Here is a 21,688-nt window from a genome sequence, read left to right as displayed (position 1 = left end):
ACCATCTTATTTTATGTTATGTTTCTGTAACTTTTGATAAAATCCAGATCGATGAATTCCCAAAATTTTCGCCGCTTTACTCTTGTTACCGCCGGCTTCTTCTAATACCTTTAAAATTGCCTGCTTTTCTGTATCATCCAGCATCTCAGCCAAATTATCGGAAACTTCAATGGGTTCGCTTTCTTTATTCACCTTCTTTACTATGGGAGGTAAATGTTCAGGTGCGATTAACACTTCATGGTCATCCATCAAATTCAATGCTCTTTCTAACACATTTTCCAGCTCGCGAACATTGCCTGGCCATTTATAAGCCATTAATAGTTTTAATGTTGCTGCTGCGATTCCTTCAACGTCATGCTGCACTCGCTTGTTAATCTTTTTTAACAGCATGTCACATAGCGCGGGTATATCTTCCGTACGTTCCCGCAATGGAGGAATGGCTAAAGAGATAATATCCAGGCGATAATATAAATCTTGACGAAACTCACCTTTCTCTATCATTTTCGTCAGTTCTCGATTGGTAGCAGCAATCACCCGCAGATCCAGCTTTATCGTCTTGGTTCCCCCGACCCGTTCAAACTCTCGCTCCTGGAGTACTCTGAGCAATTTAACCTGCATGGAAATTGGCATATCACCAATTTCATCCAAGAAGATCGTCCCCCGATTGGCTAATTCAAACTTACCTGGTTTCCCGCCTTTTTTTGCTCCTGTGAAGGCTCCTTCATCATAGCCAAATAATTCTGTTTCCAACAGGTTTTCTGGGAGGGCTGCACAATTAACTTTAATAAAAGGACCATTATTCCGGATACTTCCATTATGAATGGATTGGGCGAATACTTCTTTTCCGGTACCACTTTCTCCTAATATTAGTACTGTAGAATTTCCTTTAGCTGCCTTTAGTGCAATGGATTTCATCCATTGCATTTTCTCACTCGTCCCTATAATACTGTCAAAGGTATATTTACCTCCATAGGCTTTGCGCAGCTCTTCCTTATAATACTCTAGCTCAAATTCTAGTTTATTGAGCTTGTTTGATAATATTTTTAAATCTTTCACATCTTTAAATACAACTTTTCCTACCGCCCCAACTGTTTCACCATCTTTTACAATAGGAATACGAGTTACTACACAATTATGGTCGTTTATCCTTTGGATTTCTGTAATTTCTGCTTTACCATCTTGGGCAACCACATGCATACGCGTATTGGGAATCACATCAACCACATGCTGACCAATCACCCTTTCCCGTTCGATTCCGAGAAAATCACAATAGGATTGATTAATCATTGTGATTTTACCACTCCGATCTACAATTACAATGCCTTCAAAGAAGCTCTCAATTGCAGACTCTAAGGTACTCTTTAAATTCTTTACATTCTCTAATTCAACAGCAACAGTCTGTAATTCTGTAATATTTTGAAAAACAGCCACTGCTCCAATCACTTTATTACCATTTAAAATTGGCGACCGAGTCGTAATAATCGTACAATTACCAATGGTTTGCTGCTGATTGACTTCTGTCACCCCTGTTTCTAACACTCGGCTAAGTCCTGTATTTGACAATACATGATCCACATGATGTCCAATTACGGCATCAGCTGTTAATCCAGTAATAAATTCTGCAGCAGCATTGAATAACGTTACAATTCCTTCCGCATTTACTGCAGTAACACCATTATAAAAAGACTGAATAATGGCTTCGGTTTCTTCTACTAATAGCAAAGATCTGTCTGATAAATAGGTAACTACATCGTTTTGGTGTAATATACCGATTGGGCGATTTTCCCCATCTACCACAGGAAAAAAAGGGCATCCATTCAAAGTAAATTCTTCTTTTAATTCACTAACACTCTTCGTATATAGCAAAGGAACGACACGATTCGTCATAATATCTTGAACACAAAGATCTTCTATCTTATTAATCGCTACCGCCTTAATAAATCCTCGTTGGTTAATGAATCCGATTAATTTACCATCATCATCAACAACTAGTGCCTTGTCTGCACCAGCATTATTAAGAATGACTGCAGCTTCCTTTAACATCATAGTAGGCAACACCGTTACTACGTTCATGTTCATTAAATCCCGTATACGCATTTCCCACCTCCAAATGTCTTCTATATAATAAGCCATTAGACATTTCTTCTATTATTCCTGCTAATTGGTGTACTCATTCTTAGACATCATCAAAATAATAGGTAATTTACAATATTTCAATTATAATAAGTAAAATACCACATGTTCTTAAAAAATCACTAAACATACCCGAACCGCAGAGGCGCAGAGGACGCTGAGAAAAGATAGATAGGTGCGGTTAACGTTCTCCCTTTGTGTGCTGCATCGCGGCATTGTGCCTTTGTGGTTCAGAAAATCTCATCTTTTTCCTCCCTCTATAATTATTAACGTAACTTCAGCAATTGTATCCTTTTGGAATAAAAGGAGAGGTTCTTGGGAAGGCTATTATTTATTATGTTCTAAATATATGTCTCTTTTCTTGTACATACTGTCTATATATCTATACAGATACTCATCTAAAAAACAGTAAACTACTAATTTTCACCCTAATTTGAATTGGCACAAAATTTGCATATATTTAGAGATATAACGAAAGGAGGCTTATCAAGACAATAGCTTGCTTTTAGGTTCATAATTAAACTAAAATAGAGGAGGTCATCATTTTGGAAGTAGTAGGTATTATCTTAAGTTTATTTCTTTTAATGTTTTTTGCGTATAGAGGTTTTTCTGTTATCCTGTTTGCCCCTGTGTTTGCTTTGTTAGCAGCCTCTCTGTCTGGACTACCATTAATGCCAGCTTATACAGAACTATTTATGGCAAAAGCAGTCACGTATATTAAATCCTTTTTTCCTGTATTCTTATTAGGTGCCGTCTTTGGTAAAATTATGGAAGACACTGGCCTTGCAAAAGGTATAGCTCACACTATTATGAAATCTTTAGGAAAAGATCGTGCTATTTTAGCAGTTGTTTTAGCTGGTGCAGCACTTACCTATGGCGGCGTAAGCTTATTCGTAGTCGTGTTCGCAGTATATCCTTTTGCGTCCGCATTATTTAAAGAAGCTGATATTCCTAAAAGATTATTACCAGCTGCTATTGCCTTAGGAGCTTTTACTGCAACGATGGATTGTTTGCCTGGTACTCCACAAATCCAGAATTTGATCCCTACTAACTTTTTTGGTACCAATATCTATGCTGCTCCGATTTTAGGTCTTATTGGCGGCACTCTGATCTTTGCCTTGGGTACGATCTGGTTAGAACGTCGCCGTAAACAAGCTGCAGACCGCGGTGAAGGCTATGGCGCACACACATTAAACGAGCCTGAGGCCTCAGCCACAATTAAGTTACCTTCTTTTAAAGTTGCGATTCTGCCATTGTTAACAGTATTAGTTGTAAACTATGTTATGACACAAGTCTTCACATGGGATCCCAATATGCTTGAACCTTTTAAAGCAATGAAACTTCCTTTAACTGCCGCATCCATTAAAAATGTTATTAGTATCTGGTCACTCATTATTGCCCTAGTATGTGGTATCTTGCTGGCAATTGCTCTTGGTTTCAACAACCTAGGCAAAGGCATATTAGCCAAATCCTTAAACGCTGGTGCCATTGGTTCCTTGTTAGCAATTATGAACACTGCATCTGAAGTTGGTTATGGTAATGTAATTTCTTCCCTTTCCGGTTTTAAAAATATTTCCAGTGCGTTAATGAGTATTAAAGTGGGCGGCTCACCTCTCGTATCCGAAGCAGTAACGGTAAATATTCTTGCTGGTGTCACTGGTTCAGCCTCTGGTGGTATGTCCATCGCTCTAGACTTAATGGCAAAAGATTGGTTAGCCTGGGCAAATTCCATCGGCATGTCTCCTGAAATTCTGCACAGAGTAGCATCTATGGCTTCCGGCGGTATGGATACATTACCTCATAATGGTGCTGTAATCACTCTGCTTGCAGTTTGCGGAATGACTCATAAAGACTCTTATGGCGATATTTTTGTACTAACTGCTATCAAAACTTTGATGGTATTTGTAATTATTTTGATTCATACGACTACTGGAATACTGTAATCAGTAAGTCTCTCGGAAAGTCTCATGCTCATATTTTGCCTGGTACAGCTATATATGTTGCTTACCGAGAGTATACTAATTAATTAAGGGAGGGTATTATTCATGATACAAGACGTAAAATTTGTGGATATTCAAGTTGGGGACAAAGCCAGCATGTCTAAAACGGTAACAGAATATGATGTATATACATTTGCTGGTCTAACTGGGGATTTCAATCCCGTACATGTGAATGCTGAGTTTGCTAAAACCAGCATGTTTAAAGAACGTATTGCTCACGGTATGCTGTCAGCAGGCTTCATTTCGGCAGTACTAGGCACTACCTTACCTGGTGCAAATACGATTTATATGGGTCAAGAATTAGCCTTCAAAGCTCCTGTAAAAATTGGCGATACCGTAACGGCTACCGTTGAAGTGATCGAAAAAATTGAAGCAAAAAATCGTTTGATTTTTAGAACCTTCGTAACCAATCAAGAAGGAACTATTGTGATTGATGGTAAAGCCACTGTCATGAAAAAATAGTTAAGCATAGAAAAACGTTTTTAACCGCAGAGATGCAGAGAACACCTCTGCGGTTAATCGCTCTTTCTCTACCATGAAAAAAGTCTCTTGGTATTCACAATGTGATGCCAAGAGACTTTTTAATATGTACTCTTAAATTTTAAACTTATGTGCTGCTACTTGCAGTTCTTCGGCCATAGTAGTAAGGCTACGGCTAGTAGCTGCAATTTCTTCCATGGACGCAGTTTGTTCCTCCGTTGCAGCAGATACAGTCTGAGTTTGCGCTGCCGTGTCTTGTGTGACTTCGTTGATTTCACGAACGATTTCAACAATCTCTTGACTACTGGCTAGTACATCTTCCCCTGATTTAGAGATTTCTGTTACTTCGGTGGTAATTACTTTCACAAGTTGTATAATGTTCTGAAAGGCGATTCCAGCATCGGCTACAACTTTACCACCAATTCGTACCTCTTCTGTGCCACTATGCATGGCTACAACTGCTTGATCTGTCTCAAGCTGGATCTCTCCAATTAATTGTGCAATTAATTTGGCAGCATCTTCCGATTGCTCTGCCAGCTTTCGTACTTCTTCTGCCACTACGGCGAATCCCCGGCCCTGCTCTCCTGCACGAGCCGCTTCAATCGCAGCATTGAGTGCTAAAAGATTGGTTTGCCCAGCAATTCCCGTAATGGTATCTACGATTTGTCCAATATGTTTAGAGCGCTCGCCCAATTTTTCTACGATTTGCGCTGAGCTTCCGACTGTAGTTTCAATACTATTCATTTGACGTTGTGCTGAGGTGATCAGCTTTTCGCCCTCTACAGCAGCTGCAGTAGCTGCATCGGACGTTGAAACCGTATTTTGCGCATTACTAGCTACCATCCTAGAATCCGTTGCCGATTTTTCCACTATAGCTAAAGTGGTATGGATGGATTTTGCCTGTTTATCGGTGCCTGTCACCACATTCATGATCGAATCAGCTACCTGACCAGAAGCCTGAGCAGACTGTTCTGCACTAACGTACAATTCTTCAGAATAACTGGCGAGCAGTTCTGTCTTTTCTTGTACATTTAGAATAAGAGCTTTCAAATTCATTTTCATTTTGGAAAGAGAATCAGCTACATGCCCAAATTCATCACTTCTGGCTTTCAGTGTCACATCATCTTTGCCTGTAAAAATTCCACCTGCCATGAGATCGATATCATTGGTAATTTTGCTGATCGGTGAAGTAATCTGCTTCGTTAAATAAATGCTGAGTATGATCCCAAATACAAGTGCAACAATACTTAATACAATTGCGGTATAAATACCACTCGATACTTTTTGATTGACCTGACTAACTTCTGCAATTGCATCATTGGAGTTGGCCTCAACGCTGGTATGAAGGGCTTTCTGTATAGCTTGAGCAAAAGGAGTCAATTCACGAGTAATAATACCGCTTGTTTGAGATAGGTCATTTGCCTTTAACTGATTTCCAGCAGTTTTTTCTTTATATTGTTCCCGCAGTACAGGAATCAGCCTAGTGACTACGCCACTTTTATACTTTTCTGTATCATCAATTAGTTTCTCTACATCTGCTCTTTTTCCTTGGGGCGTTAAACTGAGTAGCTGCTTTTCCAATTCAATGACTGATCCTAACTTGTCCTCAAAGTTCTTGCTATATTTTTCGTCTCCATCTGCTATATAGCGTCTGATTTCCAACACTGCGCCAGTATATTCATTTTCAGCCTTTGCTGAAATAATGGCTCTGGCATTACTGGATTGTATATCTCCAACACCATCTTTTATTCTATCAGACGACCATATAGAATAAACCCCCATAATTACAATTAAACCTAGAATTACTGCTAAAGATAATGAAATTTTTTGACCAATCTTCATTTCCAGCCTCCTTTTGCCTTAATTGATTTATTTTATCAGAAAACCATTTTCTTCGCCTCTACCGAAAGTAATAGATCATGATTTTTTTTTAAAAACCTCTTTCAGTAAGTACATGTATTCTACTGCATGCATCTGAAAGAGGTTTACGTTAAAGACCGTTTTTTATTTTATCCGACGACCAAAAAGGTTATAGTATTCTTTGTATCTACTATTTGCCAGAAAAATTGGCTTTTCTTTTTTCTACAAATGCAGTCATGCCTTCTTTTTGATCTTCTGTGGCAAAACACAAGCCAAAGACTTCTGCCTCATAGGCAATGCCTGATGCAAGATCCATATTTAGACCTTCATTTACAGCAGCTTTTGACAACTGTACAGCAACGGAAGCTCTCGATAAGATCTTTTCTGCCATAGCCTTAGCTACATTCATCAATTCATCAGGAGCTGCGACTTTATTAACCAGTCCAATACGATAGGCTTCCCCTGCATCAATAATATCACCAGTATAAATTAGTTCTTTCGCGCGTCCTTTACCTACCAGTCGCGGCAAACGCTGCGTACCGCCGAAACCAGGAGTAATCCCTAAAGAAACTTCTGGCTGTCCAAACTTCGCTTTTTCAGAAGCGATACGAATATCACATGCCATTGCCAGTTCACATCCACCGCCTAAAGCAAAGCCGTTAATGGCAGCGATTACTGGCTGAGGCAGACTTTCCAGTTTATTAAATACCTCTTGACCAATCTTGCCAAAATTACGACCTTCAATGGCAGTTAATGTTTGCATTTCAGCGATATCGGCTCCTGCGACAAAGGCCTTTTCGCCACTGCCTGTAATAATCACAATTCCAATTGATGTATCTTCTTTTATACGATCTAATAGGTTACTTAATTCTTGTAATAATTCTGTATTAAGAGCATTCAATGCTTTTGGTCTATGTAACGTAATCATCCCAATGCTGTCTTTAACCTCAAATAAAAGATTGGTATATTGACTCATGTATTAGCACACTCCTATTTTTTTAAAAATCGTAGTATTTAAAACAAGGACTAAGGCTTATGCCAATCTATGATCCATTAGCATAAGCCTGCCTTCTTCTTCACATAACCAAGCTATTTTGAACCTCGCCCTTTCAGGCAATGATTCTACCTAATCATGTATTTTATTTTAACGTATAGTCATAGAAGCCTTTACCAGATTTACGCCCTAGATAACCTGCTTGTACCATTTTCTTCAATAATGGGCATGGACGATATTTAGGATCACCATAACCTTCATGCAGTACTTCCATGATATATAGCACAGTGTCATTACCAATTAAATCAGATAGCGCCAACGGTCCCATTGGATGATTAAAACCTAATTTTGCTACATTATCAATATCTTCTGCGCTAGCTACTCCTTCCATCAAGGTGAACACGGCTTCGTTGATCATCGGAATCACGACACGATTACCGATAAAGCCAGGGAAATCAGCAACTTTTACAGGTGTTTTGCCTAATTGTTCTGCAAGAGCTTTTACCGCAGCAAAAGTTTCTTCACTCGTTGCCAAGCCATTAATGACTTCTACTAATTTCATTACTGGTGCTGGATTAAAGAAATGCATACCAATTACTTTATCGGGGCGTTTTGTAGTTGCTCCTACTGCAGTAACAGGCAAGGAAGAAGTATTGGTTCCCAAAATAGTATGAGCAGGACACAATTTATCTAATGTTTGAAAGATTTCCCGTTTGATGTCCATATTTTCTACAGCAGCTTCAATGACAAGATCCACATTGCAAGAAGCAGCATCTAATTCTACCACTCCAGATATACGTTTTAAGATTGCTTCTTTCTCTTCAGCAGTCAATTTATTTTTCTCTACTGCACGAGTTAAGTTTTTTTCAATTCCTTTAATACCTTTTTGTACAAACTCATCTTTGATATCCCGTAATATTACGTCTAATCCACCTTGTGCCATGACTTGAGCGATACCGCTCCCCATCTGTCCAGCCCCAATAACTAATACGCGTTTAATTTCCATCAAAAAATCCCCCTCTAATTTTAAGTAAAATATGATAAATACTACTTTGATAATAAAAATACGCAAAAAAGCATAAAAAGATTTGAGGCGCAGAGAGCACAGAGGAGAGTTGCGATTAGGAATATTTAAATTCCCTCTGCGTCCTCTGCGCCCCTGCGGTTCAATCATGTTATACTCTTAAAAAACTTGCCTTCTAGTCGGTGATTGACAAACTAACCCGCAGCTTTCACCTTTTTAATCTCATCAATTAAAGCGGGAATGACTTCCATTACATCGCCTACAATACCGTAGTTGGCGATTTTGAAAATTGGTGCTTCTGGATCTTTGTTAATCGCAATAACAATGTCAGAGGATGACATTCCAGCTACATGCTGAATGGCGCCGGAAATGCCACAGGCAAAATATACTTTGGGACCAACAGTTTTGCCCGTCTGTCCAACCTGATAGAGTGCCGGTTTCCAACCTGCATCAACCACTGCCCGGGATGCACCTACGGCTCCGCCCAGCACATCGGCCAGTTCCTCAATTAAAGCAAAACTTTCCGGCTTTGATAAACCACGACCACCCGAGACAATAATTTCAGCTTCTTCCAAATTAGCCGATGCAACGCCTTCGCGGATAATCTCCAGCAATTTAGTGCGAATATCCGTCATTTTTACCTTGCTGGTTACTTTTACGATTTCACCAGTTCGTGTATAATCCGGCGCTGAACGTTTAAAAACATTAGGACGTATGGTTCCCATCTGTGGACGATGGTCAGGGCATAAAATGGTTGCCATAATATTGCCGCCAAATGCAGGACGAGTCCAGGCTACTAAGCCGGTGGCTGGATCAATACCAAGATTCGTGCAATCCGCAGTCAATCCAGTACCAACTCGACCAGCTACTCTTGGTCCTAAATCTCTTCCATCATTGGTTGCCCCCATTAAAATAACAGCAGGCTTATACGTATGGATCAAATCCGTTAACGTAATAGTATAGGCGTCTGTACTGTAATGAGAAAATTCTTTGCCTTCTACCAAATAAATTTTATCAGCACCCCGGGCAAACACTTCTTTGGTCAGTTGATCAACATTGTCGCCAATGAGTACTCCTGCCAATTCCTGCCCCATAGCATCCGCTAGTTTACGACCTTCATTTAACAATTCATACCCTACATTGCGTGCCTGCCCGTCAACTTGTTCAACATAAACCCATACGCCTTTAAACTCGTCTTTGTTCATGGAAACATTTTTTTCTTCCACTTCCCGATGAATGGCCCCTACAGGGCAGACATCAATACAAGCGCCACAAGCAGTACAAGCATCTGTAATCAATGCTTTACCATCTTCCATGACAATTGCTCCAAAGGGACAGGCACCTACACAAGCAGTACAGCCAATACATTCTTCCGGGTTCACTTTTACAGCCATTTTTTTCACCCCCTACTTTTAGATAATTTTTATTTCTACTAAACGTTTGACAAGTAGTGTCGCTGCTTCTCTTGCCGTATCGGCCTGCATCATTTCACCCTGCACACGACGCTCAGGAGTAAAAATACGACGTACTTGTGTTGGTGAACCTTTTAGCCCAAGAGCATCCCGATCCACTTCTACATCATCTACTGTCCATACGGGTATTTCTTTGCGGTTTGCTTTCATCGTGCCTTTCACGGTGGGGTAGCGCGGTTCATTAATGGATTTCACTACCGTCAGCAAAACAGGCATTTGAGCCTCAATCACTTCATAACCTTCTTCATGTTCTCGTTCCACACGAATCACTTGCTCATCTACCGTGTTAATTTTAGATACATAAGTAACCTGAGTGATCCCTAAATGTTCCGCAATTTCAGGACCAACCTGAGCCGTATCCCCATCAATAGCTTGTTTACCACAAAGAATAATATCCACCTTACCCATTTTTCGAAGACCAGCTGCCAATGCATGACTGGTAGCTAAGGTATCAGAACCACCAAAGGCCCTATCACTTAGAAGTATCGCTTCATCGGCTCCCATTGCCAAACATTCTTTTAACGCTTCTTTTGACTGTAAGGGCCCCATAGAAAGTATGGTAACTTTACCACCATACTTTTCTCTGAGCTGCAACGCTGCTTCAACTGCATTTTTGTCAAAGGGATTCACAATACTTGGGACCCCTTGACGAATAAGAGTATTGGTTTCCGGATCAATTCTCACTTCCGTAGTATCAGGCACTTGCTTGACACAAACTACTATGTCCATCACATAAGTCCCCCTGTTCTTTTACATAAATCTTTATACCGCTGTAAAGGAATCCTACAAAAATTTCTTTTTAACATTATTTCAATATTGTGCCGGAAATAACCATTCGCTGAACTTGATTGGTTCCTTCATATATCTGTGTAATTTTTGCATTACGCATTAAACGCTCTACTGGATACTCCCGACTATAACCATAGCCGCCAAAAACCTGCACAGCATCTGTAGTAACTTCCATAGCGATATCAGATGCATATAATTTTGCCATAGCAGCTTCTTTGGAATAAGGCAACCCTTGATCTTTCAAATAAGCTGCACGATACACTAAAAGACGGGCAGCATCAATTTTAGTAGCCATATCAGCCATCATAAAAGCCAATGCCTGATTTTGTGCAATTGGTTTGCCAAATTGCACTCTTTCTTTGGAATACTTAATGGCATGGTCAAGAGCTCCCTGGGCAATTCCTAATGCTTGAGCAGCTACGCCGATACGGCCGCCATCTAAGGTACTCATTGCAATCTTAAAGCCTTCGCCAACTTTGCCTAACATATTTTCTTTTGGCAAGCGAACGTTTTGGAATACTAATTCATTTGTTAAGGAAGTATGAATCCCCATTTTATGTTCTTTTTTACCAAAGGTAAAACCAGGCATATCTTTCTCTACGATAAATGCAGTAATCCCTCTTGTTCCTTTTGATTTATCAGTCATAGCAAAGATCACATAGGTTTCAGCCTCACCGCCATTGGTGATAAATACTTTGCTGCCGTTTAAAATATAATCATCACCATCAGCTACTGCCACGGTTTGCTGCGCTGCTGCATCCGTTCCCGCATTGGGTTCGGTCAAACCAAAGGCTCCAAGCTTTTCGCCTTCCACTAACGGCACTAAATATTTTTGCTTTTGTTCTTCCGTGCCATAAGCATAAATCGGCCATGCACATAAGGATACCGTAGCAGACAAGGTAATGCCTATACCATCATCCACTTTTGATAATTCTTCCACTGCTAAGATGTAGCTTAAAACATCACCTTCAGCGCCGCCATAAGCCTCTGGAAAGCAAATACTAGTTAGGCCCATTTCTCCCATTTCATTGAACAGTTCACGAGAAAACTCTTCCTTTTCATCTCGCTCTGCTACACTTGGTGCTAATCTCTTCTCTGCAAAATCACGTGCCAATTTTTGAACCATTTGTTGATCTTCCGTTAATTGAAATTGCATACTGATAAGCCTCCTCTTTTTTGTGAAAAATGTCACATATATCTTTTAATATCGTGTCAATAGCTTATCTATTGACACGATATTGGACTACATTAGACCATCTTAGACGCGTTCAACAATAGTTGCCACGCCTTGTCCGCCGCCGATACACAAGGTTGCTAAACCTACCTTAGCATCTCTTGCCTCCATCGCATGAAGCAGAGTCACTAAAATACGAGCTCCACTTGCACCAATCGGGTGACCAATAGCAATGGCGCCACCATTTACATTTACTTTTTCCTGATCAAAACCAAGCTCTTTACCGACTGCCAAAAATTGAGCGGCAAAAGCCTCATTCGCCTCAATCAGATCAAGGTCAGCAACTGACAAACCAGCTTTAGCCAATGCTTTGCGTGCCGCTGGCACTGGACCAATCCCCATGATACTAGGATCAACCCCTGCTGCAGCGAAGCTGCGGATGCGTGCCATCGGTTTAATGCCTAATTCTTTTGCTTTGTCAGCTGACATTAATACAAGAGCAGCCGCTCCATCATTGATTCCGGAAGCATTACCTGCAGTAACGGTACCGTCCTTTTTAAAGGCAGTACGCAGTGCTTGTATTTTTTCAAGCATTGCATCACTCTTAGGATATTCATCCGTATCAAAAATAATATCGCCTTTTTTGCCTTTGATGGTGACCGACAATATTTCTTTCGTAAATGCTCCACTTTCAATCGCCTTTATTGCTTTTTGCTGAGAAGAAAAAGCAAGCTGATCTTGGGCTTCACGGGTAATTCCGAATTTTGCTGCAACATTTTCAGCTGTAATGCCCATATGATAATCATTAAATGCGCACCACAAGCCATCTTGGATCATAGTATCTTTCATTTGAGAATGTCCCATGCGTAGGCCTTGGCGAACTTTGCTATCAAGAACATAAGGCGCGTTTGTCATGCTTTCCATACCACCAGCTACAACGATCTCAGCATCGCCAGACATAATTGCCTGTGCTGCTAAGTTTACTGTTTTCAAGCCAGAACCGCATACTTTATTCACGGTATACGATGGCACTTCTACAGGAATACCAGCTTTGATCGCAGCTTGACGAGCTGGATTTTGTCCTAAACCTGCTTGCAGTACATTACCAAAAATAACCTCTTCAACCTTCTCTTTTTCTATGCCAGCTCTTGCAATTGCCTCTTTGATTACCATACTACCTAATTCCACAGCAGAAAAAGACCCCAACGATCCATTAAAACTGCCAACAGCCGTTCTTACTGCACTTACAATCACTACTTCTCTCATTACAGACACCATCCTCTTTGAAAAATTATTTTAAGCCCATCAATTCATTATGAAAAATACGTGCATCCATTAATTTCAGATTTGGCGAAATAATCGGCTTAAAATCCATTAATGCCAAAATATCTTTTTCTAAATCGACGCCAGGTGCAATTTCTGTCAACATCATGCCTTCACTCGTTAATTCAAAAACTGCCCGCTCTGTAATATACATAACCGTTTGGTTTGTTTCCTGAGCATATTTGCCGCTAAATGTAATTTGTTCTACATGATCAATGAATTTCTTCGCTCTTCCCTCATTCACAATCGTTAACTTGCCATCAGTTACCGTTACTTTCAAGCCACCAGCCATAAAGGTACCGCAAAAAATGACTTGCTTTGCATTTTGGGTAATGTTGATAAAACCACCACAACCAGCTACACGACCTTTAAACTTACTTACATTAATATTACCATATTTATCCGTTTCCGCCAGCCCCAAATATGCTAAATCCAAACCACCGCCATCATAAAAATCAAACTGGTAAGGCTGATCTAAAATAGCCTCGGCATTGGTTGCTGCACCAAAACTTAATCCACCAGCAGGCACGCCGCCAATAGGACCAGCCTCAACGGTTAAGGTCATTTTATTGCCGATGCCTTCTTCATTCGCTACTAAAGCCACCCCTTCTGGAACTCCAATTCCAAGATTCACCTTAGAATCGGCAATCAATTCCATTACTGCCCGGCGGGCGATTACTTTGCGCTCATCAAGGGGCATCGGAGTTAGAGCTGACAGAGGCACTGCAACTTCACCTGAATAAGCAGGATTGTACTGTTCAGCAAAGGTTTGCATATGCTGTTTCATATCTTCCACTACTACAATATAATCAACAACAATACCAGGAATTTTTACATTCATCGGAGGCAAACTGCCATTAGCTACCAGTCGTTCTACTTGTACAATAACAATACCGCCTGATGCTTTAGCAGCTTGGGCTAAAGATAAAATTTCTAAGGAAACAGCTTCATGCTCAATAGTAATATTGCCTCTTTCATCAGCACTCGTACCTCTTAGCAAGGCTACATGGATCGGAAAAGGCTTATACCATAACCATTCTTCGCCGCCGAGTTCGATGACTTCAACTAAATCTTCTTTGGTAACGTCATTAATTTTTCCACCTTCTACTCGCGGATCTACAAAAGTATGCAAACCAACTTTTGTCATTACGCCAGGTTTTCTGCCTGCAATATTGCGGGCTAGATGAGCTAACGTACCTTGAGGAAAATTATAAGCTTCAATTTTATTTTCTACAGCCAGCTTACCTAACTTTGGAGCTAGGTTCCAATGACCGCCAACGGCTCTTTTTACCATACCTTCATTACCGAAATGGTTGAGACCAAGCTCTTTACCATCTCCCTGACCAGCACAGTAAAATAGAGTTAAATCACGAGGTCCAGCTTCTTCTAAAAAACGTTTCTCCATGGCAGCACTTAATGCTTCTGGATGTCCATTGCCAACAAATCCACTAACACCAACTGTATCACCGCTTTTTACAAGCTTTGCAGCTTCTAATGCACTTATCACCTTGGCCATATTATCGACTCTCCTTACCAAGCTATCTTTAACTAATACTTATGCAATTATTATGCCAATCTTCAGAGCAAAAAAACAGTGTCTGCAGCATTCTTCTTAAAACCTCCTACCTATAACATCTTTTTGCATTTTTCTTCCTAATTCTTAATATTTCTACTATTGCAATAGACAGTTTATTAGGAAGAACCCGTCCATATATGTATACATAGTTGTCTAAAATTATGTACATCTTTTTTCATATGTCTATAAATAGTGTTAAACATCCTCCTAATTGATAGGAGGATGTTTAACACTATTTATCTTATTATTACTTACTTTCTTACTTCTATCCCCATAATTGTTCCATCGCTGCTATTAAATCTTTTTTCTATACGGTTCACGCTCTTTTCCATATTGGTAAGTACAATGGGTGTCATTACAGATTTACCTTGCTGAAGAATATAGTCCTTATCAAAAGTAATTAGCGCATCACCTTGCTTTACTATATCTCCCATATTCACATGAGGGGTAAATCCCCGCCCATCTAACATTACAGTATCAATGCCGATATGAATTAATATCTCGACTCCTTGGGCTTCTATAGCGACTGCATGCAGGGTTTTTGCTACCAGGATGATTGTACCATCACAAGGTGCTGTAATCACATTTTCATCAGGTTCAACCCCCAAACCATCTCCTAGCATCTTCTTAGAAAAAACAACATCAGGAACATTGGTTATATCCACAACCTTCCCCTTAACAGGAGCAAAGAGAATTAACTGTTCCTTTTTTCGCTGAAATAACTGAAACATACTTCTACCTTCCTATTTATATTCTATGATTCTGATATTTATGCTTGACTAAATGAGCCGCGCTTTCTTCTACAATTACAGTAACATCTTGATGAAGCTGCAAAATTGAAGCTGGTATTTCAGGAGTGATCCCTCCAAACAGTGCGTGGTAAAGCACCTCTGCTTTATTTTCACCGCTAGCTAAGAGTACAAGCTTTTTCGCGTGCATAATAGTTTTAATCCCCATACTAATGGCAAAGCGCGGTACCTCTTCAATCGTTGCAAAAAATCGGGCATTGGCCTCAATCGTCTCATCATCTAATTTAACTCTATGGGTAGTAGCCTCAAATTTGATATCCGGTTCATTAAAGCCAATATGTCCATTATTGCCAATTCCTAATATTTGTAAATCAATACCTCCCATGTTTTGAATATTTCTATCGTAGTCCCTGCATTCCTCTTCTACATCTTGTGCCATACCATCGGGAATATAGATATTTTGCTTTTTTATATTAATGTGATTAAAAAAATGATGAAACATATAGTAATAATAGCTTTGCTCATCTTCTTTTGGTAATCCTAAATATTCATCCAAGTTAAAGGTTATCACTTCAGAAAAATCCAGACCGACTTCTTTGTGCACTTTAATTAACTCTTTATACATTAAAAGGGGAGTGCTGCCGGTGGCCATTCCTAATACACTATTGGGCTTTAAATAAATTTGACCAGCCACAATCCTTGCTGCTCGCGCACTCATATCTTCATAATCTTTAGCAATTACGATACGCACTAGTTTACCTCCTGAATAATAAGTTTCCTTTTACAAAAGCAGCAGAAATCTCCAGATTATCATGAAATAAGATCATATCAGCATGCTTACCAATCTCTAGGCTTCCCTTATCGTGATCCACCTTGATTTTCCTGGCAGGATTAAGGGTGACCAGTTGAATCGCCTCTGCTAAGCCCAGACCTGTATTCTCCATGAAGTTACGCACTGCCTTATTAAGAGTCAAGATACTGCCCGCAATCACTCCATCAGTCAATCGGGCTTCTCCATCTTTCACAATTACATTCTGTCCGCCTAAATCATATTCTCCATCACCTAAGAGGCTGGCCCGCATCCCATCAGTAATCAGAATCATCTTCCCCAGACCTTTTACTTTTAGCAGTATCCGCTGCATCGCGGGGTGGACATGCAAATTATCAGCGATCAGTTCACAGGTAATATCACTATCCATAGCTGCTCCAATGGCACCAGGAAAACGATGATGTAAGAGCGGCAATGCATTAAAGGTATGAGTCATATGAGAAACTCCAGATCCAATCGCCTCCATCCCTTGTTCATAGGTAGCACTGCTATGCCCAATGGATACCACAATCCCTTTCTGCACACAAGCTTGAATAAAGTCCTTACTACCTGCAATTTCAGGAGCAATAGTAATTATCTTAATACAATCCAAATAGGATTCAATCTTCTTTATATCAGGAGCAATGATATACTGCTTATCCTGAGCGCCTTTATACTCTTCATGAATAAAAGGTCCCTCCAAATGACAACCCAGCACCTGGGCACCGCTGCTCTTTTTCATAGCCTGCCGAATATGCTCGATGGACTGTTCAAGCCTCGTCATGGACATGGTCATGGTTGTTGGCATAAAAGAAGTGACACCTGTTTGTAAAAGCCCTTCACTAATGACGGCTAAAGCTCTTTTATCCTCATCCATCGTATCAAACCCGTTGCAGCCATGCACATGGATATCAATAAATCCAGGAGATACATATTGCCCCTGCCCATCAAACTGCTCAGAGATCGTAAACTTACCCAACTGGGTTTCTGCTACAATTCCTCTAATTCGATCCTCAAAGAGAACTGCATGGTTAAACAGGATTCCCTGCAATGTAATAATTCTTGAATTCACAATTGCTTTCATCATGCTTCATCCTTTATTGCTTTTTTCAAATATCCATTATGTTTCTTAAGGAGTGCATTAGCGATTGTAGCGTTGATATTCAATGTCAGCATGAGAATGGCAAGTTTTGCATTGCCTTTCGCCTTTGTTAAGGCTTGCAGGGCAAAGGCTTCTCCTTTTCCGGTAGCAAGAGTGATGATATCCAGGACTCGCTGTTTTAACTTACGATTAATCGGCCTTACATCCACCATTAAATTTTGATAGGTTTTCCCTAGTTTTATCATAGCGCAAGAAGATAACATGTTTAATACCATCTTCTGTGCTGTCCCCGCCTTTAAGCGTGTAGAGCCCATGATGACTTCCGGCCCTACATCCACCACCACACACACATCAGCGATACTTTCCAGCTTTCCAGATAAGGAACAGCAGATTCCAATTGTCTTATTTCCCATGTCTTTCGCATAAGAAACCGCCGATATTACATAAGGAGTATTGCCGCTGGCGCTAATCCCTACTAGTACATCGTGGCCTCCAAAACCTTTTGCCTTAAGATCTTTGATTGCCAATTCTTCATCATCTTCTGTATCTTCCCGCCAGCCAGAGAGCGCTTCTTCTCCCCCTGAAATCAGTCCAATCACTGTATTATCATCCGTACCAAAGGTTGGCGGACATTCGGTTGCATCCAGCAGTCCCAGTTTTCCTCCTGAACCACTGCCAATATAAAACAGTCGTCCGCCCTTTACCATACGTTCCACAATAAGGTCGATGGCTGAACTAATTATCTCAGTGCATTTGCCTACGGCAGCAGCTACCTTCTCATCTTCCCGATTAAACATAGTTACCATTTCAATGGTAGAAACCTCATCAATCTCTATGGTATCTTGATTCCATTGCTCCATATGGTCCTCCTGAAAAGAGACTTGATTCAAAGGGAATAACACTCCAATGAATCCTAGCCTTATTTATTCCCTTCACTTTCCATTGAAAAAAGGAATTGAACCTTGAAGATATGCACGCATCAACTCCAACCTTCAATTCCATATACCTCTTTTTAGAAATTCGGTGTTGAAGTATCACGTATATCTTTTGTAACGTGATTTCGTTTTTGTACTAAGAGCTTTTTCATTTCGTCAGCAATCATTTCTGCCTTTGTACCTACAATGATTTGAACACTATTACCACTTTTAATCACACCCGCTGCTCCTAAAGCTTTAATCTCACTTTCATCTAACAGAGCAGAATTTTTCAAAGTTAACCGCAGGCGAGTAATGCAAGAATCGACAACCTCGATATTTTCTGCGCCTCCCAACTTTTCCATAAGATTCAGAGAGAAGGCGCTACTATCAACATTGTCTAACTTTGTATTCTCTGCTTCATCATCAAAACGACCAGGTGTAGGAATGTTAAATTGTTTGATAGCCCACACAAATACCACATAATATAAAGCAGCAAACCCCAGACCAAGGGGAATCAGCATAGCAGGTTTCGTTGCCAAACCCCAATTCAGCAGTAAATCAATCAAGCCCGCAGAAAAACCAAACCCATGTAAAATCCCCATAGAACTTACTAAAGCCATCGCCAAGCCAGTCATAATGGCATGTAAGAAGTACAGCATCGGAGCTAAAAACATAAACATGAACTCAATAGGCTCTGTAATACCAGTCAAGAATGCAGTAAATCCTACTGATAATAAGGCACCGCCGATTTTACTGCGATTCTCAGGCTTCGCACATGTATAAATAGCCAATGCTGCTGCTGGCAGAGCAAACATAAAGATTAGATAAAAACCAGCCATAAAGCCGCCTGCTGTAGGATCTCCCGCAAAGAAACGATTTAAATCGCCCGTTACCACCTTGCCGGTGGCATCCGTGTAATTCCCAAAGACAAACCAAACAAAACTATTCAAAATGTGGTGAAGCCCAAAAGGAATGAGTAGACGATTGAATATCCCATAAACAAATAATCCTAGGGATCCTGCACCAATAATCCATTCACCCATGCTATGGATGATACTTTGAATGGGTGCCCAAATCACACCAAAAATTCCTGCCATAACGATTCCTGCAGCTGCCGTCACGATGGGAACAAAACGCCGCCCTGCAAAGAAACCTAAGAAATCAGGAAGCTTAATATTATAAAATCGATTATACAAATAGCCCGCTACCAAGCCGCTTAGAATACCCCCGAGCACACTCATATTCAAATCCGGATTAATGGTCTTTAGACCATTGGTGAGTACTAGATAACCGATGGCTCCTGATAAACCGGATGCGCCTCCATTATCATGAGATAGACCAATGGCAATACCCATAGCAAACAATAATGCCAAATTGTCAAAAATAGCCCCTCCAGCTTTCATAACAAAAGGAATATCAAGAACATCCGGAGCACCAAAACGCAGCAACAAAGCCGCTGCTGGTAGTACTGCCACTGGCAGCATCAGCGCTTTACCAATCTTTTGCAGTTTCCCAAACCAATTTCCCACAACTATGAACCCCCTATTCTTTATTTATACATTACAAACTACAAAATGACCTGGCAAAAAAGAAAACTTGATAGTACTTTCCAAAGAATAAAGAATGCCGATTTAGTGCTATTCATACGTCACTTTGAAATTTGTCTCATATACACATAGCAAATACCAATTAACGCTTTAATGTTATTTCAAATTTATAACGGTCGCTGCGATAAATGGACTTTGTCACCTCAAAGGGAATATTCTTTTTTGTATAGGTTAATCGTGAAAACATAAGTGCTAATGTTTTTTGCTTCACCTGCAGCATTTGACTCTCATAATCATTTACTAATACAGGCTCGATGGTCTGATTTGCATATTCAATCTGCAAACCGAACTGCTTTTCTAAAATGGTATACAAGGAATTATTCTCTAATGCCTCAGCCGTTAATCCCTCACAAAGTGCTGTTGGTAAATAAGCCATCTCAATGGCATAGGGTTCATCATTAACAGAGCGTAATCGAGTAATTTCAAATACTTCATCCTGCTCTTCCAACTGCAGATCATGCTGCAATTTTTTCGTTGCAGATTTTCTTTGAAAAGAGATCATTTTCGTATGAATACTCATACCACGCCGCTGCATATCTTCCGTAAATCCCAACAGATTGTGCAGGGGATGTTTTTCTTTGTTTTTGACAACGAAGGTTCCTTTCCCCCGTTCCCGATATAGCAATCCTTCATTTACTAAGCTTGCAATGGCTTTATTCGCAGTCATTCGACTAATTCCGTGATATTCACACAGCTCTCTTTCTGTTGGCACAACTTCATCTGCAGCTAGTTCTTCATTTTCGATCATTTCGGAAATAATATTTTTCAACTGATAGTACAAAGGAATCGGCGAATCTTTATCAACTCTTTTCATGACTTACCACCTTTATTATTAATCATAAATTTGAAATGTCATCATATTGACATGTTGTATATACATTTACAATTATATTATAACACTTCTATTATCTTTTTCAAGATTATTCTGAAATTTAAATGAGTACGATTTTTTTAACCGCAGAGGCGCAGAGAACACAGAGATAGGATTTATAAATGTCCCTCTGCGTACTCTGCGCCTCTGCGCCTCTGCGGTTATATCATTTTTTTGCTTAGCACTGATATTTTTTCTTAAGGCAATGGTTCATACAATACCACTTTGTTCTGTTTTAGGCTTTCAGGCACATCAATAATGCGCTGATTAGCGGAACCCTTGAATAACAAATCATAACTTTTCAATGCTAATTCAAATTTGCCATCAATTAATACATCAATGTATTGCAAAAATTCCAGACAATCCGGTCTATTCCGTAATTCTTCAAAAGTGAAACCAGTATAACACCAAATGTTAACGCCACTACCTTTCAATTGCTCAGCAATAGCAGTACAGGCAACGGGCTGCAGCATTGGTTCACCACCTGAGAACGTTACCCCAGACTGCAGTTCTACGGCTAGAACAGCCTGTACTACGTCATCAATTTCCTGTTCAAAACCACCATTCAAATCCTGGGTATCAAGATTGTGACATCCCTGGCAATGATGAGTACAGCCTTGACACCAGATCACCGTTCTCAATCCTTTTCCATCTACAACCGAATCCGTTGTTATCTGAGAAGCTAAACGAATTTTTACCATACCACACCAATCTCCCTGTTTTTACACTTTCAGACAATAAATCATCTCACTGTCAATATCATAGGAATGATTCAGATCATTATCCATTCGTAATCAAAATAATATTAT

18 protein-coding genes are annotated in these 21,688 nt (G+C 40.1%); 2 read left to right on the top strand and 16 right to left on the bottom strand.

The window, feature by feature from the left end; translation table 11 throughout:
• Positions 1–6 precede the first annotated feature (6 nt).
• Positions 7–2,097, bottom strand: a complete 2,091-nt coding sequence (locus JBW_RS05760) for a sigma 54-interacting transcriptional regulator (protein ID WP_007957183.1) — start codon at positions 2,095–2,097, stop codon at positions 7–9.
• 581 nt (positions 2,098–2,678) lie between these two features.
• Between JBW_RS05760 and JBW_RS05755 the strand changes: the two genes are divergently transcribed.
• Positions 2,679–4,076 carry a GntP family permease gene (locus tag JBW_RS05755; protein WP_007957184.1) on the top strand — a complete coding sequence of 466 codons (1,398 nt, stop codon included), beginning with the start codon at positions 2,679–2,681 and terminating at the stop codon, positions 4,074–4,076.
• A 102-nt stretch (positions 4,077–4,178) separates the two neighbouring features.
• On the top strand, positions 4,179–4,595 hold the full coding sequence (locus JBW_RS05750; RefSeq protein WP_007931188.1) for a MaoC family dehydratase: 417 nt from the start codon (positions 4,179–4,181) through the stop codon (positions 4,593–4,595).
• 132 nt (positions 4,596–4,727) lie between these two features.
• Here the strand turns inward: JBW_RS05750 and JBW_RS05745 are convergent, their stop codons facing one another.
• The 15 genes from JBW_RS05745 to nrdG all read right to left on the bottom strand — a co-directional run bounded on the left by JBW_RS05745 (position 4,728) and on the right by nrdG (position 21,580).
• A complete protein-coding gene (locus tag JBW_RS05745; RefSeq protein ID WP_007957185.1) occupies positions 4,728–6,455 on the bottom strand; it encodes a methyl-accepting chemotaxis protein in 1,728 nt (575 codons plus the stop codon).
• Positions 6,456–6,663: 208 nt separating this feature from the next.
• Entirely contained in the window at positions 6,664–7,449 is a 786-nt protein-coding gene (locus JBW_RS05740) for a short-chain-enoyl-CoA hydratase (protein ID WP_007957186.1), read from the bottom strand.
• 163 nt (positions 7,450–7,612) lie between these two features.
• Positions 7,613–8,473 (bottom strand): 3-hydroxybutyryl-CoA dehydrogenase, encoded by an 861-nt coding sequence (locus JBW_RS05735; protein WP_036681167.1) that lies wholly within the window; start codon positions 8,471–8,473, stop codon positions 7,613–7,615.
• A gap of 212 nt (positions 8,474–8,685) precedes the next feature.
• Complete coding sequence (locus JBW_RS05730) at positions 8,686–9,885, bottom strand: electron transfer flavoprotein subunit alpha (RefSeq protein WP_007957188.1); 1,200 nt, start codon at positions 9,883–9,885, stop codon at positions 8,686–8,688.
• Between the two features lie 18 nt (positions 9,886–9,903).
• A complete protein-coding gene (locus JBW_RS05725) occupies positions 9,904–10,692 on the bottom strand; it encodes an electron transfer flavoprotein subunit beta/FixA family protein (RefSeq protein WP_007957189.1) in 789 nt (262 codons plus the stop codon).
• Positions 10,693–10,768: 76 nt separating this feature from the next.
• On the bottom strand, positions 10,769–11,908 hold the full coding sequence (locus JBW_RS05720; protein ID WP_007957191.1) for an acyl-CoA dehydrogenase: 1,140 nt from the start codon (positions 11,906–11,908) through the stop codon (positions 10,769–10,771).
• 102 nt (positions 11,909–12,010) lie between these two features.
• Positions 12,011–13,192, bottom strand: coding sequence for an acetyl-CoA C-acetyltransferase (locus JBW_RS05715; protein WP_007957196.1), 1,182 nt, complete (start codon positions 13,190–13,192; stop codon positions 12,011–12,013).
• A gap of 25 nt (positions 13,193–13,217) precedes the next feature.
• Positions 13,218–14,765 carry an acyl CoA:acetate/3-ketoacid CoA transferase gene (locus JBW_RS05710; protein ID WP_007957197.1) on the bottom strand — a complete coding sequence of 516 codons (1,548 nt, stop codon included), beginning with the start codon at positions 14,763–14,765 and terminating at the stop codon, positions 13,218–13,220.
• Positions 14,766–15,076: 311 nt separating this feature from the next.
• Entirely contained in the window at positions 15,077–15,556 is a 480-nt protein-coding gene (locus JBW_RS05705) for a PTS sugar transporter subunit IIA (RefSeq protein WP_007957198.1), read from the bottom strand.
• Positions 15,557–15,572: 16 nt separating this feature from the next.
• Positions 15,573–16,325, bottom strand: a complete 753-nt coding sequence (gene nagB / locus JBW_RS05700) for a glucosamine-6-phosphate deaminase (RefSeq protein WP_007957200.1) — start codon at positions 16,323–16,325, stop codon at positions 15,573–15,575.
• A gap of 4 nt (positions 16,326–16,329) precedes the next feature.
• Positions 16,330–17,469, bottom strand: a complete 1,140-nt coding sequence (nagA, locus tag JBW_RS05695; protein ID WP_007957208.1) for an N-acetylglucosamine-6-phosphate deacetylase — start codon at positions 17,467–17,469, stop codon at positions 16,330–16,332.
• On the bottom strand, positions 17,466–18,344 hold the full coding sequence (gene murQ / locus JBW_RS05690) for an N-acetylmuramic acid 6-phosphate etherase (protein ID WP_007957210.1): 879 nt from the start codon (positions 18,342–18,344) through the stop codon (positions 17,466–17,468). Before murQ ends, nagA begins: the two co-directional genes overlap by 4 nt.
• A gap of 152 nt (positions 18,345–18,496) precedes the next feature.
• Positions 18,497–19,930, bottom strand: coding sequence for an N-acetylglucosamine-specific PTS transporter subunit IIBC (gene nagE / locus JBW_RS05685; protein WP_007957212.1), 1,434 nt, complete (start codon positions 19,928–19,930; stop codon positions 18,497–18,499).
• A 160-nt stretch (positions 19,931–20,090) separates the two neighbouring features.
• A complete protein-coding gene (locus JBW_RS05680) occupies positions 20,091–20,822 on the bottom strand; it encodes a GntR family transcriptional regulator (RefSeq protein ID WP_007957214.1) in 732 nt (243 codons plus the stop codon).
• Between the two features lie 254 nt (positions 20,823–21,076).
• A complete protein-coding gene (gene nrdG / locus JBW_RS05675) occupies positions 21,077–21,580 on the bottom strand; it encodes an anaerobic ribonucleoside-triphosphate reductase activating protein (protein ID WP_007957216.1) in 504 nt (167 codons plus the stop codon).
• Positions 21,581–21,688 lie beyond the last annotated feature (108 nt).

Source organism: Pelosinus fermentans JBW45 (assembly GCF_000271665.2).
In the GTDB taxonomy this organism is placed as follows: Bacteria; Bacillota; Negativicutes; order DSM-13327; family DSM-13327; genus Pelosinus; species Pelosinus baikalensis.
Note: the sequence above shows the minus strand (reverse complement) of the source record. Positions and strands in the feature narration are given on the sequence as shown.

Excerpts from the sequence above, each read along its gene's own strand:
- JBW_RS05760 (WP_007957183.1), bottom strand. The coding sequence starts at position 2,097 with ATGCGTATACGGGATTTAATGAACATGAACGTAGTAACGGTGTTGCCT.
- JBW_RS05750 (WP_007931188.1), top strand. The coding sequence starts at position 4,179 with ATGATACAAGACGTAAAATTTGTGGATATTCAAGTTGGGGACAAAGCC.
- JBW_RS05745 (WP_007957185.1), bottom strand. The coding sequence starts at position 6,455 with ATGAAGATTGGTCAAAAAATTTCATTATCTTTAGCAGTAATTCTAGGT.
- JBW_RS05740 (WP_007957186.1), bottom strand. The coding sequence starts at position 7,449 with ATGAGTCAATATACCAATCTTTTATTTGAGGTTAAAGACAGCATTGGG.
- JBW_RS05735 (WP_036681167.1), bottom strand. The coding sequence starts at position 8,473 with ATGGAAATTAAACGCGTATTAGTTATTGGGGCTGGACAGATGGGGAGC.
- JBW_RS05730 (WP_007957188.1), bottom strand. The coding sequence starts at position 9,885 with ATGGCTGTAAAAGTGAACCCGGAAGAATGTATTGGCTGTACTGCTTGT.
- JBW_RS05725 (WP_007957189.1), bottom strand. The coding sequence starts at position 10,692 with ATGGACATAGTAGTTTGTGTCAAGCAAGTGCCTGATACTACGGAAGTG.
- JBW_RS05720 (WP_007957191.1), bottom strand. The coding sequence starts at position 11,908 with ATGCAATTTCAATTAACGGAAGATCAACAAATGGTTCAAAAATTGGCA.
- JBW_RS05715 (WP_007957196.1), bottom strand. The coding sequence starts at position 13,192 with ATGAGAGAAGTAGTGATTGTAAGTGCAGTAAGAACGGCTGTTGGCAGT.
- JBW_RS05710 (WP_007957197.1), bottom strand. The coding sequence starts at position 14,765 with ATGGCCAAGGTGATAAGTGCATTAGAAGCTGCAAAGCTTGTAAAAAGC.
- JBW_RS05705 (WP_007957198.1), bottom strand. The coding sequence starts at position 15,556 with ATGTTTCAGTTATTTCAGCGAAAAAAGGAACAGTTAATTCTCTTTGCT.
- nagA (WP_007957208.1), bottom strand. The coding sequence starts at position 17,469 with ATGATGAAAGCAATTGTGAATTCAAGAATTATTACATTGCAGGGAATC.
- murQ (WP_007957210.1), bottom strand. The coding sequence starts at position 18,344 with ATGGAGCAATGGAATCAAGATACCATAGAGATTGATGAGGTTTCTACC.
- JBW_RS05680 (WP_007957214.1), bottom strand. The coding sequence starts at position 20,822 with ATGAAAAGAGTTGATAAAGATTCGCCGATTCCTTTGTACTATCAGTTG.
- nrdG (WP_007957216.1), bottom strand. The coding sequence starts at position 21,580 with ATGGTAAAAATTCGTTTAGCTTCTCAGATAACAACGGATTCGGTTGTA.